Genomic DNA, 16,728 nt, shown 5'->3' on the forward strand with positions numbered 1-16,728 from the left:
AACCAGCATGACCAATCAGCGGGGCACAGTTCACAAAGCGTGAATCATCACCTTTTATTTACCTCCCCTCGCTAGACTTCCCAAAGGATATTGCATAAGGGGACTGAAATCGCGCCGCGATAATCACGACCGTGAGGAGAACACCAAGCACATGGCGACGAACAAGACCAACAGGACGAACAAGTCCAACCAGCCGGCGAACCGTTCCGGACGGAAGCCCACCAACCGCAAGGCCCGCGAGGCCGCGGAGGCGGCCGCGGCCAAGGCGCGCGAGGAGCAGGCGCGCAAGGACCGCCGCACGCAGACCATCATCGGCGCGGTCGTCGTCGCCATCGTCGTCGTATTGGTGGCGGTTATCGGATTCAACATCTGGAAGTCGAACCATCCCACGCAGGACGCGGGCGAGCTCCAGGACGCCTGGTCGAAGGTCGAATCGGCCTCGCCGAAACCGGCCGGCGTCACCGAGAAGGGCGGCTTCCTCATTTCGAAGGACGGTCTGAACAAGCCGGTCAAGGGCGCACCCACCGTCGCCGTCTACATGGACTTCATGTGCCCGGGCTGCGGCGCCATGGAACGTGCTCTGGGTGGCACGTACACGAGCCTCGTCGAGGCCGGTCAGATCAACATGGAGATTCATCCGATGAACTTCATGGACCGGTACTCCACCGACGAATACTCCACGCGCGCCGGCAACGCGGCCATCATCATCGCCGAGAAGGACCCGACGCATCTGCTGCCGTTCATCACACGCATGTACGCCGAGGACTTCCAGCCGTCCGAGACCGACTACAAGCCCGTGACGAACGAGCAGATCAAGGCGCAGGCCGTCGCAGCGGGCGTCAAGGAGTCCGTCGCCGCCGAGGCCACCGCGAAGACGCCGAAGTACAAGACGTGGCTTTCCGCGATGAGCACGTACACGCCGCTGCGTCAGGAGCTGTGGAACACGCAGGGCCAGCTCAAGGGACAGATGAGCACGCCGACGATCACCGTCAACGGCAAGTACTGGAACCGCAACGCCATCCCGACCGACACCGATCAGACCACGGCGTTCCTCAAGGCCATCGGCCTCGACGCCTCGTCCGTCGGCAAGGCCGGCAAGATGCCGTCCGTCGGCACCGACAAGGGCCCGCTGTACCCGTGATCCGCTGATTTACGGGATCTGCGGGGACGTATCTGCCCATCCTTCCGTAGCAGGCCCGCTTATCGACCGGGTTTGTGGGTCTACAAAAACGTACAAGACAACAAACCCCGCCCCTCATGGACGATTGGGCCCACGATCCCGTTCTCATCGGCCGGTTTTGTGGGTCTAATCGTTCATAAAGAGTTTTGTGGGTCTAGCGTATACGTGAGGCGGTAACAATCCCCCTCCTTGCGAACGTCTAGACCCACTTTCATATTTTCACGACCCGGCAGACCCACAACCCCAATCTCATCGGCCGGGGCCGGCAACATGGACTCCCCATGGCCCTTCCTACAATCCCGCTCTCATCCAATCCCGCCCTCATCGGCTGGTTTTGTGGGTCTAATCGTTCACGTCAATGATGTCCGGTCTCCATCTGGTCTCGGTGGACGGATTTGTGGGTCCGCCCAATCAGTTTCGTGGGTCCAATCCTTCGGTTTCGTGGGTCCAACCGATTACACGACGGATTTGTGGGTCCAAACTATTCAATAATTGCAGGTCAATCCGCTCATAAAGAGCTTTGTGGGTCTGGCATATACGCGAGGAGGGGATTTTCATCGTCCTGACGTATGCATTAGACCCACTTTATGATTACGACAATCGATGAGACCCACAAATCCTACCGTACGGGCCTATGATTCCAGATTTACGGCCTTCCAGACCCACAAATCCGTCAATCCCGCCGCGCATTCACGGTCTGGAGAACGATTAAACCCACAAAACCCACGTCCGGACCCACAAGGTCGACCTCCGGACACACAAGACCAACAGCCGGACCCACAAGACCAACAATCAGACCAGCAAAACCTACGTTCGGATTAGCAAGCCCACGTCCAGACCAACCAAGTCCACGTCCGCACTCCAGCGCCAACGTCCCGACCCACAAACCCAACCTCCGGACCCACAAATCCAAGGGGCCGTAGGGGCCGATATGACAATATTCCGACGTTTGGTTATACTGGCCATCGTTCATGATTGCGTGAGCATGCCTCCTTAGCTCAGATGGCCAGAGCGGCCGCCTTGTAAGCGGCAGGTCGTCGGTTCGATCCCGACAGGAGGCTCCGAACGGCGGCCCGCCGGACGAACGCTGAACGATAACTGAAAAGAACGGAAAAAACGTCTGCGTGTTTTCGTTAACACGAGAACACGCCGTGGATTTGCCTGCAGCGTACGAGTAATATGAGCAGTGATAACGCCCATATGGCGCATACGCAAAGGGGATTGAAAGACTTACCGCGAGTAAGGACTCAGGAGCTTCCCCCATCAATACAGCTTCTGAGAAACAGGGACGGAGCATCCCCCAACCCGCTCCGTCTTCGAGAGAGGGACCGGAATCATCCCCCTTCTAAGCCGGTCCCTCTCTCATTTTTCTTTATCTGACGGATTCCCTATCCGACGGAACGTTGGAAATGTGGGAATTTGGAGGCATCCGAAACATGCCCGAACCGGTTTAAGGCACAACCCATACAATGAGATGAGTATTGCGTGGATTTCGGGAGGATTTGATGGCACGTCGATGGACCCCACAGCGATTCATGACGCTTCGGCGTATTCGTGTGGTGGCATGCGCCGTTGTAGTGACCGTGGCCTGCGTGGCGAGCTTTATCGTGGCCACGCATAAGACCGTGGCATTGGACGTGAACGGCAAGACCACCACGGTGCAGACGAACGCGATGAGCGTCGACCGCCTGCTGCAGGAGCAGCATGTCGACGTCAAGACCCACGACATCGTCAAGTCCACGTCGGGCAACGTGCTCAAGGACCATGCGGTCGTGACCGTGCAGAGCGCGTATCAGGCCACGGTGAACATCGAAGGGCAGGACGTGCCGTTCTGGACGGTCGCCACCAGCGCCGACCAGCTGCTCGGATTCTTCAAGGACAACGAGAAGGCCGCGTCCAAGGTCACGGTGAACATCAAAAACGTCTACAATCAGCTGACCGGCGGATTCGTCATCAACAGGAACGGCCCGGTGAAGGTCATCGCGGACGGCAAGACCAGCGAGGTGCCGAACGGCAAGCTGCCCGCCGCGTCGATCCTTGACGCCAAGGGCATCGTGCTGGGCAAGGAGGACCGCGTCAGCGTCGGCGACGACGGCAAGGAGACCGTGCTGCGCGTGCAGCGCGTGACCCATGGCGAGACGACGAAGACCGTGACGATCCCGTACGATACGCAGACCGTCGTCGATTCCAGCCTCGAACCCGGCGAGAAGGTCGTGCGTCAGCAGGGCCAGAACGGCGAGAAGAAGCAGACCTACAACACCACGTTCGTCGACGGCAAGGCGGAGACCGCAACGCTCATCAAGGAGCAGACCGTGAAGATGGCGCTGGATGAGATCATCGCCGTCGGACCGGATAAGCCGAAGCCCACGCAGTCGGCGTCGCCGAGCGAAAGCGCCAGCGGCGACTCATCGTCCGACGCCTCGAAGTCGCCGAGTGACAACCAGGGCACGGATTCCGACAAGACCTCGACCTCGACACCGAAGCCGAGCACGGGTGCGAGCACGGCGAAGCCCTCCCAGTCGGCCACGTCCAAGCCCACGCAGACGCAGAAGCCCACGCAGAAGCCGACCCAGAAACCGACCAGCAAGCCCACCACGCAGAAGCCCACGTCGAAACCGACCACGCAGAAGCCGACCCAAAAGCCCACGACCTCCAAGCCGAGCAGCAACAGCGGCTCCTCCAGCAGCAGTGGCAGTGGCCTGTGGCATCCCTCCCCGTCCGCCGCGCAGACCTACGCCCGTGGCGCCGCCGCCCAGCGCGGCTGGACCGGCAGCAACTGGACGAGTCTCGTGAACCTCTGGAACCGTGAATCCAGCTGGCTGTGGTATGCCCAGAACGCCTCCTCCGGCGCATACGGCATCCCGCAGTCGCTGCCCGGCAGCAAGATGGCCGCCTTCGGCGCCAACTGGCGCGACGACGCCTCCGTCCAGATCAACTGGGGTCTGGCGTACATCGCCGAAAGGTACGGCAGCCCGAATGCCGCATGGGCGCACTCCGAGAGCACCGGATGGTACTAAATCGATGACCGACACCGACAACACCGACATGCATAATCCCGACAGTCCCGATAATCACAACGGTCCCGAGACCTCCGAGAACCACGGCGGGCTGCTCGGCGCGGCCGACATCCGCCGCATCGCGGCCGAGGCCGGCGTGACCCCCACCAAGAAGTTCGGTCAGAACTTCGTCATCGACCCGGGCACCGTGCGCCGCATAGCCCGCACGGCCGGGATCGGCGAAGGCAGCCGCGTCATGGAGGTCGGCCCGGGCCTGGGGTCGCTCACCCTCGCCATTCTCGAAACCGGCGCCACGCTGACGGCCGTGGAAATCGACCCGCCGCTGGCCGAGCGCCTGCCCGGGACCATCGCCGAGCGGATGCCCGAGGCCACGGAACGTTTCAACGTCATCAACCGGGACGCGCTGAAGGTCTCCCCCGCCGACACCCCGGCCCTCGCCGAGACGGAATCGTTCACGCTGGTGGCCAACCTGCCGTACAATGTGGCCACGCCCATCATCATCACCCTGCTGGAGAAGTATCCGAATCTCGACGGCTTCGTGGTCATGGTGCAGAAGGAGGTCGCCGACCGTCTCACCGCCGGCCCCGGCTCGAAGATCTACGGCACGCCGTCGGTCAAGCTGCAGTGGTTCGGCACCGCCGAAAAGGCCGGGACCATCGGCCGCAACGTGTTCTGGCCGGCCCCGAACGTGGATTCCGCGTTGGTGAGGTTCACGCGCACGCGCACCGACCGCACCGAGGCCGATGCCGACCGCCGCAAGCGCACGTTCGCGCTGGTGGACGCCGCGTTCGCCCAGCGGCGCAAGACCCTGCACGCCGCGTTGAAGAAGCTCGTGCCGGCGGATGCGTTCGCGAGCGCCGGCATCGATCCGACCGTGCGTGGCGAGACGCTGACCATCGACCGGTTCGCCGCCCTTGCCGACGCCGTCGCCGCCATGCGGACCGTAGGGACGGGAGCCGAATCATGACCGCCGCCTCCGTTGCATCCCCGTCGTTCGCCGCCGATGCGCCGCGTCGCGGCTCCACACGGCTCCCGTCCGTCGTCCGTGTGGAGTGTCCGGCGAAGACCAATCTGAACCTTGCCGTGGGCGAGCCCGTGGCCGAATGGGGTGGCCGTCATCGTCTTGACACGATGTATTGCGCCGTGGGCATCTACGACACCGTGACCGTCGAGTCCAAGCCCGCCGGCAGCGGGTTCTCGTTGGAGCTGAGCGGCCATCATCTTGGCGATCTGGCCATGGACCATGCGGATATGCGCCGCAACCACGCCGTCATGGCGTTGTTCGCGCTGGCCGAGGCGGCGGGTATGCCGACCGATGTGGCCATCTGCCTGGAGAAACGCATTCCCGTGGGTGCCGGCTTGGGCGGCGGTTCGAGCGACGCCGCCGGCACGCTGCTCGCGCTGAACCGTTTGTGGGGTCTGGACTGGGAACTGGACCGGCTGCGCCCGATAGCCGCCACGCTGGGCGCGGACATGCCGTTCTGCCTGGCCGGCGGGCTGGCCCGCGGCACCGGGTACGGCGAGATCATCGAGACGGTCGACGCCTCGCATCCGCAGGTGGATGAATCGATGCTGGGCGGCGTGGTCGTGGGCGCTTACGACACGCAGCTGAGCACGCCCGACGTGTACCGCATGTTCGACGCCATCGGCACCGATCCGCGGAACACGAACGATCTGCAGAAGGCCGCGGTGGCCTTGCATCCGCGGTCCGGCGAGGCGATTCGCGCCGCTCTCGACGCCGGCGCCACGGCGGCGTTCGTCTCGGGGTCGGGCCCGTCCGTCGTGGCCTGCGTGCCGGATGAGACGACGTCGGCGGCGGTGTGCCGTGCGTGGATGGCCGGACGGAGCGTGGACCGTCTGTTCGAGACCACGGCGCCGGTCACGCCCATCGTCTCCGTGCCGTAGGCCGGTTCGCAGAGTCAGCCATGCACGTTAAGGTGTTACACATTACAGACAGAAAGCGGGAAGGTACGTCATGACGAATCCTGAAGCCTTCGACGAGCGCAAGGCCCGTCAGCAGTTCGTACGAGACAGGCAGAAGATCGTGTTCACGATCATGATCGCCCTGCTGGCCGTCGTTCTGGTGGTGGCGTTCCTGTTCTATTTCGGCGTGCTGGGCAAGTCCACGAAGGTGACGGCCGCCGAGAAGCCGAATTATGGCGTCACCGCGCCATGCGCCACGGCGAACAGCAACGGTACGGCGAAGAGCATCGCGGCTGGCAGCGTGAGCGTCCGCGTGCTGAACGCCACCGGCAAGTCCGGTCTGGCGGACGCCGTCAGCGAGGCTCTGGTGAACCGCGGGTTCACGGCGAAGGGCGTGTCCAACTATCCGGGCACGAAGACGTTCGAGCGCACGGAGATCCGGTTCGGCAAGAACGGCATCAATCAGGCGTACACGGTCGCCGGCCATTTCAACGACGCGATCCTGCGGATGGATGATCGTTCCGACAAGCTGGTGGATGTGATCATCGGTTCGACGTTCTCGAATCTGGTGGATGAGGACGATGTGAAGACCGGTACGGATCAGGAGCTGACGTCGATTCAGAACTGCGTCTCGCCTGACAAGATCAAGGACCTGCCGGCCGCGGTGAAGCATGACGCGGTGAAGTGACGATATGCTCCCGCCGGCGGGAGCTGTCATGCGCAGCATGACTGAGGGTGGCTGGTACGCCGCATGGCATTCGACCACCCTCAGTCCGCCTTTGGCGGACAGCTCCCGCCAGCGGGAGCTTTTTCACACCTCCTCGGCGTACCAGCGCTTCAATTCCGCGACGGCCGTATCGTAATCGACCGGGCCGTTATCCAACCGGAATTCCAGCATGTGCTTGCGCGCGCGTCCGACCTCGGGGCCGGGTTCCAGACCGAGGATTTCCATGATCTGCTGGCCGTCCAGATCGGGGCGGATTGCGTCGATGTCCTCGCGCTTCTTCAGTTCGATGACACGCGCCTCCATGTCGTCCATGGCGTCGGAGAACATCTGCGCCTTGCGTTTGTTCTGCGTGGTGGCATCGGCGCGGGTCAGCCGGTTGAGGCGATGGTACAGGTGCCCGGAGTCGCGCACGTACCGGCGCACGGCGGCGTCGGTCCACGGCTCGTCGATGTACCCGTGGAACCGCAGGTGCAACGTCACGAGATCGGTGACGTCGTCGATGATGTGGTGGTCGAAGTGCAGCGCCTTGAGCCGTTTCTTCGTCAGCTTCGCGCCCACGTAGTCGTGGTGATGGAAGCTGACCTTGCCGCCCGGTTCGAATCGTCGGGTCTTCGGCTTGCCGACATCGTGCATGAGGGCCGCCAGACGCAGCGTGAGGTCCGGCGCCGGCACGGGTCCGTCGGGGCCGGTTTCGAGCGCGATGGCGCGGTCGAGCACCATAAGCGTGTGCTGGAACACGTCCTTGTGGCGGTGGTGTTCGTCGAGTTCGAGCTGCAGCGCGGGAATCTCCGGCAGCACGATGTCGGCCAGTCCGGAGTCGACGAGCGCTTCGATGCCGGCGTGCGGGTTGTCGCTGAGCAGCAGCTTGACGAGTTCGTCGCGCACACGTTCGGCGGAGACGATGGAGATGCGGTCGGTCATGGTGGTGATGGCCTCGGCGGTCTCCGGTTCGATGCGGAAGCCGAGCTGGGCCACGAACCGCACGGCGCGCATCATGCGCAGCGGGTCGTCGTCGAACGACTGCCGCGGATCGACCGGCGTACGCAGAATCCTGCGGTTGAGGTCGTTGGCGCCGCCGAACGGGTCGACGAACTCGCATTGCGGCACGCGCAGCGCCATGGCGTTGACGGTGAAGTCGCGGCGGGAGAGGTCGCCTTCGAGGCTGTCGCCGTAGTTCACCTCGGGCTTGCGTGAGTCCGGGTCGTAGGTGTCGGAGCGATAGGTCGTCACCTCCACGCCGATCTCGCTGCCGTCGGCGCGGCGTTTCATCGCGCCGAGCGTGCCGAACTTGCGACCCATGTCCCAGAAGCCGTGGCCCCATTTGCGCAGGATGGGTTCGAACTCCTCGGGCCGTGCCGAGGTGCAGAAGTCCAGGTCGTGCGACGGCCTGTCCAGCAGCAGATCGCGCACGGGGCCGCCGACCAGCGCCAGTTCGTACCCGTGCTCGTTGAACAGCTCTCCCAGTTCGATGGCCTCCGGCCATACCGTAAATCCCACGCTCGCTCCTTTCGCTTTGCGCAATCAAGCTTACCGTTACCCCACCTGCACATTGTTTTGCGTATTGTAAGAGGTATGACTACTCCCGGAGATGTTGCGCGCATGATGGCCCGCGCCGCCAGTTCTTCGGCGAGTTATACCCAAAATGACGGGGTTTCCGAGGCCTATGTCGATGTGTTCGAGGAGGCCGGACCACGCCCGTTGTACAGCTCCGAGACGCCACAATATGGACAAAGGGCCACATTGCGGTTGCCTGAGGGAGAAGTCGAATTCGTCGAGAACCGTATCGACTCGCGCGAGGTGGAGGACAGTCCGATCCCGCCCCGGCCGACGCCCGCCATCATGGCGAAGAAGCAGACGCAGCCGACCAAGTTCGCCTCGCTTGACACCCGCGACCTGCCCGTCGTGCGTGAATACTCCGCCGGCGGCCTGATCTTCGACGAAGACAACCGCGTCGCCATCATCGCCCGTCATTCCCGTTCCGGACATTTGGAATGGTGTCTGCCGAAAGGCCATATCGAGAAGGGCGAGACCCCGGAGCAGACAGCCGTGCGCGAGGTCCACGAGGAGACCGGCATCCTCGGCGAGGTCATCACGTCCATCGCGACCATCGACTACTGGTTCACCGGCACGGCGCAGCGCGTGCACAAGCTGGTCCACCATTACGCATTGCGCATGATCGGTGGTGAACTCACCGTCGAAGGCGATCCCGACCATGAGGCCGAAGACGCGATTTGGGTGGATTTTGATGATTTGAACGATGTCCTGAGCTATCCTAACGAACGTAGGATTGCGTGGCTGTATGCCCGGAAGCACAGGAAGTAAAAGATTTTGCGTACACCAACCGGACATTGCACCGGCCGTGGCGGGACGTCGCCGCTGCGGCGTTGTCGCATATTCATGTGCGTCTGGGTGATCATCTGCATGGGCGTGATGTGCGCCGCCGTCGGCATACGCCCGGCATGGGCGATGGACGACGCGTCGAACGCCGGCGTCTCCAACGCCGCGTCCGTCGATACGACGACGTCCCAGAAGGGCGTGAGCCTCCGTATCGAGGACAACACGAGCACGACCATCAACGGCAAGGACGACTATACCGCCGTCATCTCCGTCACGAACAACACCGGCAGAAAGCTCACGGCGGGCAACGTCCGCATCCTCACCGACCCGAACTTCTCGTTCGACTCCAGCGAACTCATGCAGGCGTGGGCCGATAAGAACTATGACGACATCAGCCCCGTATTGCGTTGGATGGACGTATCGTTGGGCTCCACGAAGGTCGACGCGCTCGACGTCGGCGCCACGAAAACGGTGATCGTGCATTCGTCGGCCGACAGCGACGCCATGCAGCAGTTCACCTCATGGGGGCCGAAACCGCTGAACATCATCTATACGGAGGGCTCGGACGACACCGAACTGGCGTCGGTCCACTCGTTCGTCACCCGCACAAGGGACGGACTGTCCTCCCATGCGACGCCGAATCTGAACGTGGTCATCGCCATGCCGTTGACCACATCGCAATGGAAGACCAGCGACACGGCGGTCTCACGGCTGCTGACGCACGCCGACGCCGACACGGCCGCCTCACGCGCGACGGTCACGTCCATCAGCGACGATGCGGCGAGCGGCCAGGAGGCGCTGGCGGGCGTATTGCGCAAGCACCGGTCCATCCAGGTGATCGGCGACCCGGGGTATCTCCAGACGTTCGACACCAAACCGACGGTGGCGGCCATCATGCAGCCGTACGGGTTCGACCTGGCGTATCAGGCGCAGACCGCCTCGCAATACGATTGGAAATCCGCCGGCCTGACGCCGTCGCGCTGGAACGCGAGCAGCGGCGCGGACCTGTACCGCACGGCCATCGGCAACGACAAGGCGGACGCCCCCACGGCCATCGCATGGCAGAGTCGCGCCGCCTGGACGACCGAATCGCTGGCCGCCGCCCGACAGCAGGGGTATTCGGCCGTCGTGGCGGAATCCGGATACGACCCGGACACGCCCGACGCGGTGCACACGTCGAAGATGGTCGTGCCCACGAGCGCCGGCGACATCACCGTGCTCAACACGCAGAAGGAGCTTTCCACGCTGGCGCAGGGCAACGCCACGTCCACGGACGCGACGGCCGAGAACACCGAATCCGGGCGTCTGGCCCGGTTCGTGGCGCAAAGCGCGTTCTACCAGCGGGAGGCCCCGTATGAGTCGCGCACGCTGCTCGTCTCGCTCGGGCAGTCGCCGAACACGGCGTCGGTCGACACGCTCGTCTCCAAACTGGAATCCTGCTCCTGGCTCAAACTCGACGGATTGGCCAGCCTCCTCAAGGCGCAGCCGTACGTGTCGTCCGCCCAGGCCGAGCAGCGTTCGAAGGCCGTGAAGAAGCTCGGCGGCAGCGACGCCGAGGAATTCGCCACGCACATCAAATCGCTGACGAGCTCACAGGCCGGCATCCGCCGGTTCGCGGCATCGGTCGTCGTCACGGACCGGCCGAACGCCGACGGCAATGCCAACAACAACGACAGGACCAACACGGCGGAGCATTGGATGCAATCGGTGGAGAACGCCTACCGCGACCTGGCCATCAAATCGTTCAGTTCGTTCACCGTGCAGAACTCCATCATGACGCGCGCGGCCCGGCAGCTCAACAACGGCCTGTACGCGGGCATCTCGGTCGCGCAGCCGGACTCCATCAACATCGTCAGCCAAAGCGCGAAAATGCCCATCACCATCGCGAACGACCATCCGTATCCGGTGCACATCAGGTTCACGGCGCGGACCACATCCGAACAGATCACCGCATCGGCGGACGACACCGATGTGGTGGTGCTTCCCCATGCCGAGGTGCAGTCCACGGTGAACGTGCATATTCTCAGCTCCGGTTCGGCGAACGTCATCATCCAGCTGCAGGACCGCGACGGCAGGACGTTCGGCACGTCCACGTCCGCCCACGTGACCAGCGTGCTGCAGATCAACGACTGGAGCGGCTACGCGATCCTCGCGCTGGCCTTCCTCCTGGGCGCTTTCGGACTCTGGCGGCAATTCCATCGCATAAAGGATCCCGACGAATGAGTAATTCCGTAGGACGCAATTCGCTGATCATGGCCATCGGTACGGCGGCCTCCCGCGTCACCGGCCAGATTCGTTCGATTCTCCTCGCGGCGGCCATCGGCACGACCGGCATCGCCGCGAACGCATACCAGACCGGATCGATGATCCCGCAGGTCATCTTCACGCTGGTCTCGGGCGGCATCTTCAACGCCGTGCTCGTACCGCAGATCGTACGCACGCTCAAGCACAAGGACGCGAACGAACGACTCAGCAAGCTCATCACCGTGTCCATCGCGCTGCTGCTCGGCATCACGGCCGTGATGATGCTGCTCACCCCGGTGGTCACGAGACTGTACGTGAACCCCAACTGGGCGCCGGAGCAGCGTGCGCTGGCGAACGCGTTCACGCTGTGGTGCATGCCGCAGATATTCTTCTACGGACTGTATCTGCTGCTCGGCCAGATCCTGGCCGCGAAGGGACGGTTCGCCACGTACGCGTGGAGCTCCGTATTCGCGAACATCATCAGCTGCGCCGGCTTCATCATGTTCATCAGACTGTTCGGGAACGCCGCCATGCAGCCGATGGACTTCTGGACCACCGACAAGGTGATGCTCACGGCCGGCACATGGACGTTGGGCGTGGCGTTCCAGGCCCTCGTGCTGTTCATCCCCCTGCTGCGCATCGGGCTGAAGTACCGCATCCGCTGGGGACTGCACGGCATCGGGCTGCGGTCCATGGGCAAGGTGGCCGTGTGGAGCCTCGCGCTGACGGTATTGAACCTCGTCATCGGCATGGTGACGTCGCAGATCAACACGGGCGCGCCGCACGCGGGCCACGACCTGCTGGGCATCGCCGGCAACGGTTCGTACCAGTACGCGTACTCGCTGTACATCCTGCCGTATTCGCTCATCGCCGTGTCCATCACGACGGCGGTGTTCCCCAAGCTGTCGCGCGCGATCAGCGACGACGACGTCGACACCGCGCGCGCCGACCTGAGCTCGTCGCTGCGCAGCGTGGGACTGATGATGATGTTCTTCTCGGCGGCGCTGATCGCCATGCCGGTGCCGATCATCCGCGCGCTGCTGCCGTCGGTGAACGTGCATGACGCGTTGCTGATCGCCGGGCCGTTGGTCGGATTGTCGGTGGGTCTGGTGTTCATCAGCGACTTCCTGCTCATCCAGCGCACGTTCTACGCGTACGAGGACGGCAAGAGCCCGTTCATGTGCGCGCTGCTCAACAACGCGGTGCAGCTGGCGTTCCTGATTCCGGCGATCATGCTGCTGCCGCCGCGCATGTGGGCGACGCTTGTGGGCCTGTCGTTGAGCATCGCGTATATCGTCACGCTGCCGTTCATCTTCCTGCGGTTGCGTAAACGTATGGGCGGCCGTCTTGATGGCCGTCGCATCACCGTCATGCATCTCAAGGCGCTGGTGGCCGCCGTCGTGGCCGGCATCGTATGCAGGGTGCTGTCGAATCCGCTGATGGCGATGCTCGGCGTGGTCGTCGGACCGGACGACGGACGCATGAGCTGGGTTGACTCGGTCATCATCTGCATGGTGCTGACCGTGGTCATCGCACTCGTGTATGCGCTGATGCTGGTGGTGCTGCGCGTGACCGAGTTCACCGACCTCATGCGCACGGTGACGGCCAGGCTGCTGCACCGCGGCGCGGCCGTGTCCCCGGCGCCGGCCGCGGAGACCGCGAATGCGACGGGGGTCGGCACTGCGGTAGCCGGCACGCACAGTGACGATGCCCTGCCCGCCGCACATAATCCCGAGCATGCCGCCAGTCACGTGCCGGAGCATGCGCGTCCTCACAATGCGCAGACGGACGGCAACGCCCGGACGGGCGAGGCCACCGAAGTACTCGAACCGTTGGGAGAGGCGGCGGATGCCGCCGATGCGGCAAGTGTAACGGATTCGTCGGCAGTTTCCGGGCGGAGCACGTCCTCGGGCACTCCCGCTTATAGAATATCTACAGCCGATATCCCCGCGCGAACAATATTTGCATATGAGAAGAGCGACACCATGAAGCCTGGACTTGGAGACACCCTGATCGACCGCTACACGCTGGTGCAGAGCCTGCGTGAGGAGCCGGGACTGTATGTGTGGCGTGCCAACGACAGTGCCATGGCCAAGGACTGCCAGCTGTTCCTCATCACCGATGCCGTCGTGGCGAAGAACGCGAACGAGATAGCCTCGTCGCTGGCGTTGACGCATAACCCCCGGTTCACGCCGATCCAGCAGCTGCGCAGCGAGGAGGGCTCCTGCCTCATCGTCACCGACCTCGACCCGGGCATCTCGCTGCTGCGGTACATCGCGCACAATTCGGGCAAGAAGGACCATTCGCTGAGCTTCGAGGCCATCCGCACGATTGTGGGCGAGACGGCGGAAGCGGCCAAGTCGCTGCGCGAGGTCGGGCTGAACCACCGCGCCATCGGCACGGGCGTGATCCGACTGACCTCGCAGAACGTCACGCTGGCCGATGCCGCCATCTCGTCGGCGTTGGCGGCGCCGCTGCGCGGGCCGAAGGAGAACCCCGATTCGGAGGCCGTGACGATTCGTCAGCTCGCCGGCGTGCTGTTCGAGGCGCTGACCGGGCATCCATACGATCCGGCGGCGCATGTCTCGCCGAACGTGCTGCCCGAGAACGTGCCCGAGGAGTTCCGCATCCTGTGCACGCGCGGTCTCGGCATGCATCATCCGAAGGGCCGCAAGCCGGTGCCGATCAGCACGCTGAACGAGTTCGAGGCGCTGCTGGGCACGTGGACGCCGATGGAACAGCTCACGTCGAAGGACATCGTCATCGCCTCGCATTCGTCGAGCCAGTCGGCGCAGCTCGTCGACGTGGCCCCCACGAGGCAGGAGAATCTCGTGCAGATTCCCGCATCGTTCCTCACCGTCTCCAACAAGCCGGAACTGGCCCAGGAGCCGAACAACGCATGGAGCACGAACCAGCTGCTGTTCGCCGCGCATCAGGGCGTGGACGAGGTCAATCCGGACGAATTCGCCGCGGACTACTTCGGCTCGCAGTCCGGTCAGGTGCCTCTGCCGGGCAAGGATTTCTCGTCGAAGCCCACGCTGGGCCTGGACGTATCCTCGATTCGCCACTCGTCGCCCACCGGCCGGCAGAACCCCGTGCCCGCGGCGGGCGGAGTCCCCGGCAATCCCGGACCGGTGCCCATGCCCGCCGGGGATGGCGGCAGGGTGCCCGCACCGTCGATTCCGCCACAGATGCCGCCCAACGATTCCGGCGAGAAGACCATCGTCATGGAACCACTCCCCGCGGGCTTCGAACCGCAGATGCCGGTGAATCCGCCTTCCTACTCGCCGTCGGGCAACGTGCAGAGCTACGTCGCGCAGAGCGACGCCGCGGAGGCGGCGCAGAACCCGGCCGACGCCCGCAAGCAGCGCATGCACCGTATCGTGATCATCGTCGTGACCGCGGTGGTACTCGCCGCCGTGTTCGCCGGCGCCGCGCTCGGTCTGGGATTGTTCTCGCCGAAGGACAGCAAGAACGACAAGACCCTCTGGCCGTCAATCGACACGTCGAACGTGGGTGGATGGCCGCAGGGCGATACCTCCTCATCCCCGTCGGCGTCGAAGACCACGCAGTCCCCGACCGCGACCCCGACACCGTCGAACACGACCGCGTATGAGACCTCGGAGCAGACGTACATCAGCGACAACGGACAGGGCGGCCGCGGCTGGTATGTACGGCTGGCGTCCGCGCAGGACGTGAGCCGTCTGGAGATCTCCATCCGCCAGTCCGGCGGCAAGGCGGCCGTGTATGCGGGTGCCACCAGCGCCAATCCGACCGGCGGCACCAAGGTCGCGGAGTTCTCGTTCGCCGCCGGCGGCACCACCGAGGTGAAGCTCTCGAAGACGGTGAAGGCGCAGGACCTCGTCATCTGGGTGCCGACCGACACCACTCCCGAGGGCGGTCTCTACTTCAACTCCGTGCAGGTGTACTAACCACAGCTGCGCCTTTCACCCCTACCCCTGCTGTCATCCCGAGCGAAAGACTCCCCTCACTGTCATCTCGAGCAAAGCCTGTCCCTACCGTTATCCCGAGCGAACCCCGTCCCTACCGTCATCCCGAGCGAAGCCCGTCCCTGCTGCCATCCCGAGCAAGGGTAGCTGTTCCCCTACTGTCATCCTGAGCAAAGCCTGTCTCTGCTGTCATCCTGAGCGGAGCCGCTTGCGGCGTAGTCGAAGGATCTTTGGACAAGGCAAGCTCCTTCGACTATGGACTACGCCCTTCGCTCAGAATCACACGAGAAGCGGCATGGCGACATCACTCGTTGTACTGTGAAACCATGACCGAACAGCGTATTCATGACTCCATCATCATCGGCTCCGGCCCGGCGGGATACACCGCGGCCATCTATCTCGGACGGGCCGGCTACCGTCCGCTGGTCATCACCGGCGCATTGACGCCCGGCGGCCAGCTTATCAACACCACCGAGGTGGAGAACTTCCCCGGCTTCCCCGACGGCATCCTCGGCCCCGAACTCATGGACCGCATGAGCGAGCAGGCGAAGAAGTTCGGCGCCGAACTGGTGCAGGACGATGTCGTATCCGTCGATTTCGATGGCGACGTCAAAACGTTGCGCACCGATTCCGGCAAAACCTATCAGACACGGACGGTGATCGTCGCAACGGGCTCGCAGCCGCGCAAGCTTGGCGTCCCCGGCGAGGAGGAGTTCTCCGGCCGCGGCGTCTCCTACTGCGCTACGTGCGACGGGTTCTTCTTCCGCAACAAGCCCATCGTCGTCGTCGGCGGCGGCGATTCGGCCATGGAGGAGGCGGACTTCCTTTCGCGCTTCGGTTCGTCGGTCACGTTGGTGCATCGTCGCAATGAGTTCCGCGCCTCGCAGATCATGGTGGACCGTGTACGACAGAATCCGAAGATCACGCTCGCCATGAACGCCGTCGTGTCCGCGATCCATGGCGACGACCAGTCCGGCGCCACCGAGGTCGAACTGACCGACACGGTCGATGACAGCGTCAGGACCATTCCCGCCAACGGCGTGTTCGTGGCCATCGGCCATGACCCCCAGACGGATTTCCTTGGCGACGCCGTGGAGAAGAACGACGATGGGACGATTCGCGTGGACGGCGGCTCCACGCGCACGTCAGCGGACGGTGTCTTCGCCGCCGGCGACAATGCGGATTCCGTATATCGTCAGGCCATCTCCGCCGCCGGCATGGGCTGCCGTGCCGCCCTCGACGCCCAGACGTATCTCATCGATTCCCACGCATAGCCCGTATGGCGGATGTTTCACGTGAAACATCCGCCATCATCCCGTCGTTGTTTCACGTGAAACAACGACGGGATTC

Annotated in this window: 10 protein-coding genes and 1 tRNA gene; 10 read left to right on the plus strand and 1 reads right to left on the minus strand. The window is 63.7% G+C overall.

Annotated features, from left to right (window positions below):
• Window positions 1–151 precede the first annotated feature (151 nt).
• The 6 genes from KIH77_RS07905 to KIH77_RS07930 all read left to right on the plus strand — a co-directional run bounded on the left by KIH77_RS07905 (window position 152) and on the right by KIH77_RS07930 (window position 6,808).
• Entirely contained in the window at window positions 152–1,141 is a 990-nt protein-coding gene (locus KIH77_RS07905; RefSeq protein ID WP_219100745.1) for a DsbA family protein, read from the plus strand.
• A 1,026-nt stretch (window positions 1,142–2,167) separates the two neighbouring features.
• A tRNA-Thr gene (locus KIH77_RS07910) sits at window positions 2,168–2,241 on the plus strand.
• A 444-nt stretch (window positions 2,242–2,685) separates the two neighbouring features.
• Window positions 2,686–4,197, plus strand: coding sequence for an aggregation-promoting factor C-terminal-like domain-containing protein (locus KIH77_RS07915; protein ID WP_219100747.1), 1,512 nt, complete (start codon window positions 2,686–2,688; stop codon window positions 4,195–4,197).
• 28 nt (window positions 4,198–4,225) lie between these two features.
• Window positions 4,226–5,164, plus strand: coding sequence for a 16S rRNA (adenine(1518)-N(6)/adenine(1519)-N(6))-dimethyltransferase RsmA (rsmA, locus tag KIH77_RS07920; RefSeq protein ID WP_219100870.1), 939 nt, complete (start codon window positions 4,226–4,228; stop codon window positions 5,162–5,164).
• On the plus strand, window positions 5,161–6,102 hold the full coding sequence (locus KIH77_RS07925; protein WP_219100749.1) for a 4-(cytidine 5'-diphospho)-2-C-methyl-D-erythritol kinase: 942 nt from the start codon (window positions 5,161–5,163) through the stop codon (window positions 6,100–6,102). Before rsmA ends, KIH77_RS07925 begins: the two co-directional genes overlap by 4 nt.
• A gap of 70 nt (window positions 6,103–6,172) precedes the next feature.
• A complete protein-coding gene (locus KIH77_RS07930) occupies window positions 6,173–6,808 on the plus strand; it encodes a LytR C-terminal domain-containing protein (protein ID WP_219100751.1) in 636 nt (211 codons plus the stop codon).
• Between the two features lie 123 nt (window positions 6,809–6,931).
• Here the strand turns inward: KIH77_RS07930 and KIH77_RS07935 are convergent, their stop codons facing one another.
• Window positions 6,932–8,344, minus strand: a complete 1,413-nt coding sequence (locus KIH77_RS07935; RefSeq protein WP_219100753.1) for a CCA tRNA nucleotidyltransferase — start codon at window positions 8,342–8,344, stop codon at window positions 6,932–6,934.
• Between the two features lie 75 nt (window positions 8,345–8,419).
• Between KIH77_RS07935 and KIH77_RS10570 the strand changes: the two genes are divergently transcribed.
• From KIH77_RS10570 to trxB, 4 genes are all read left to right on the plus strand, one after another.
• Window positions 8,420–9,169: an NUDIX hydrolase gene (locus tag KIH77_RS10570; RefSeq protein WP_274607450.1), complete on the plus strand. Its 750-nt coding sequence runs from the start codon at window positions 8,420–8,422 to the stop codon at window positions 9,167–9,169.
• A gap of 75 nt (window positions 9,170–9,244) precedes the next feature.
• Window positions 9,245–11,407 (plus strand): DUF6049 family protein, encoded by a 2,163-nt coding sequence (locus tag KIH77_RS07945; protein ID WP_219100755.1) that lies wholly within the window; start codon window positions 9,245–9,247, stop codon window positions 11,405–11,407.
• On the plus strand, window positions 11,404–15,360 hold the full coding sequence (locus KIH77_RS07950) for a murein biosynthesis integral membrane protein MurJ (protein ID WP_219100757.1): 3,957 nt from the start codon (window positions 11,404–11,406) through the stop codon (window positions 15,358–15,360). Before KIH77_RS07945 ends, KIH77_RS07950 begins: the two co-directional genes overlap by 4 nt.
• A gap of 344 nt (window positions 15,361–15,704) precedes the next feature.
• Window positions 15,705–16,652, plus strand: coding sequence for a thioredoxin-disulfide reductase (gene trxB, locus KIH77_RS07955; protein WP_219100759.1), 948 nt, complete (start codon window positions 15,705–15,707; stop codon window positions 16,650–16,652).
• Window positions 16,653–16,728 lie beyond the last annotated feature (76 nt).

The organism is Bifidobacterium pluvialisilvae, from assembly GCF_019331695.1.
Taxonomy (GTDB): domain Bacteria; phylum Actinomycetota; class Actinomycetes; order Actinomycetales; family Bifidobacteriaceae; genus Galliscardovia; species Galliscardovia pluvialisilvae.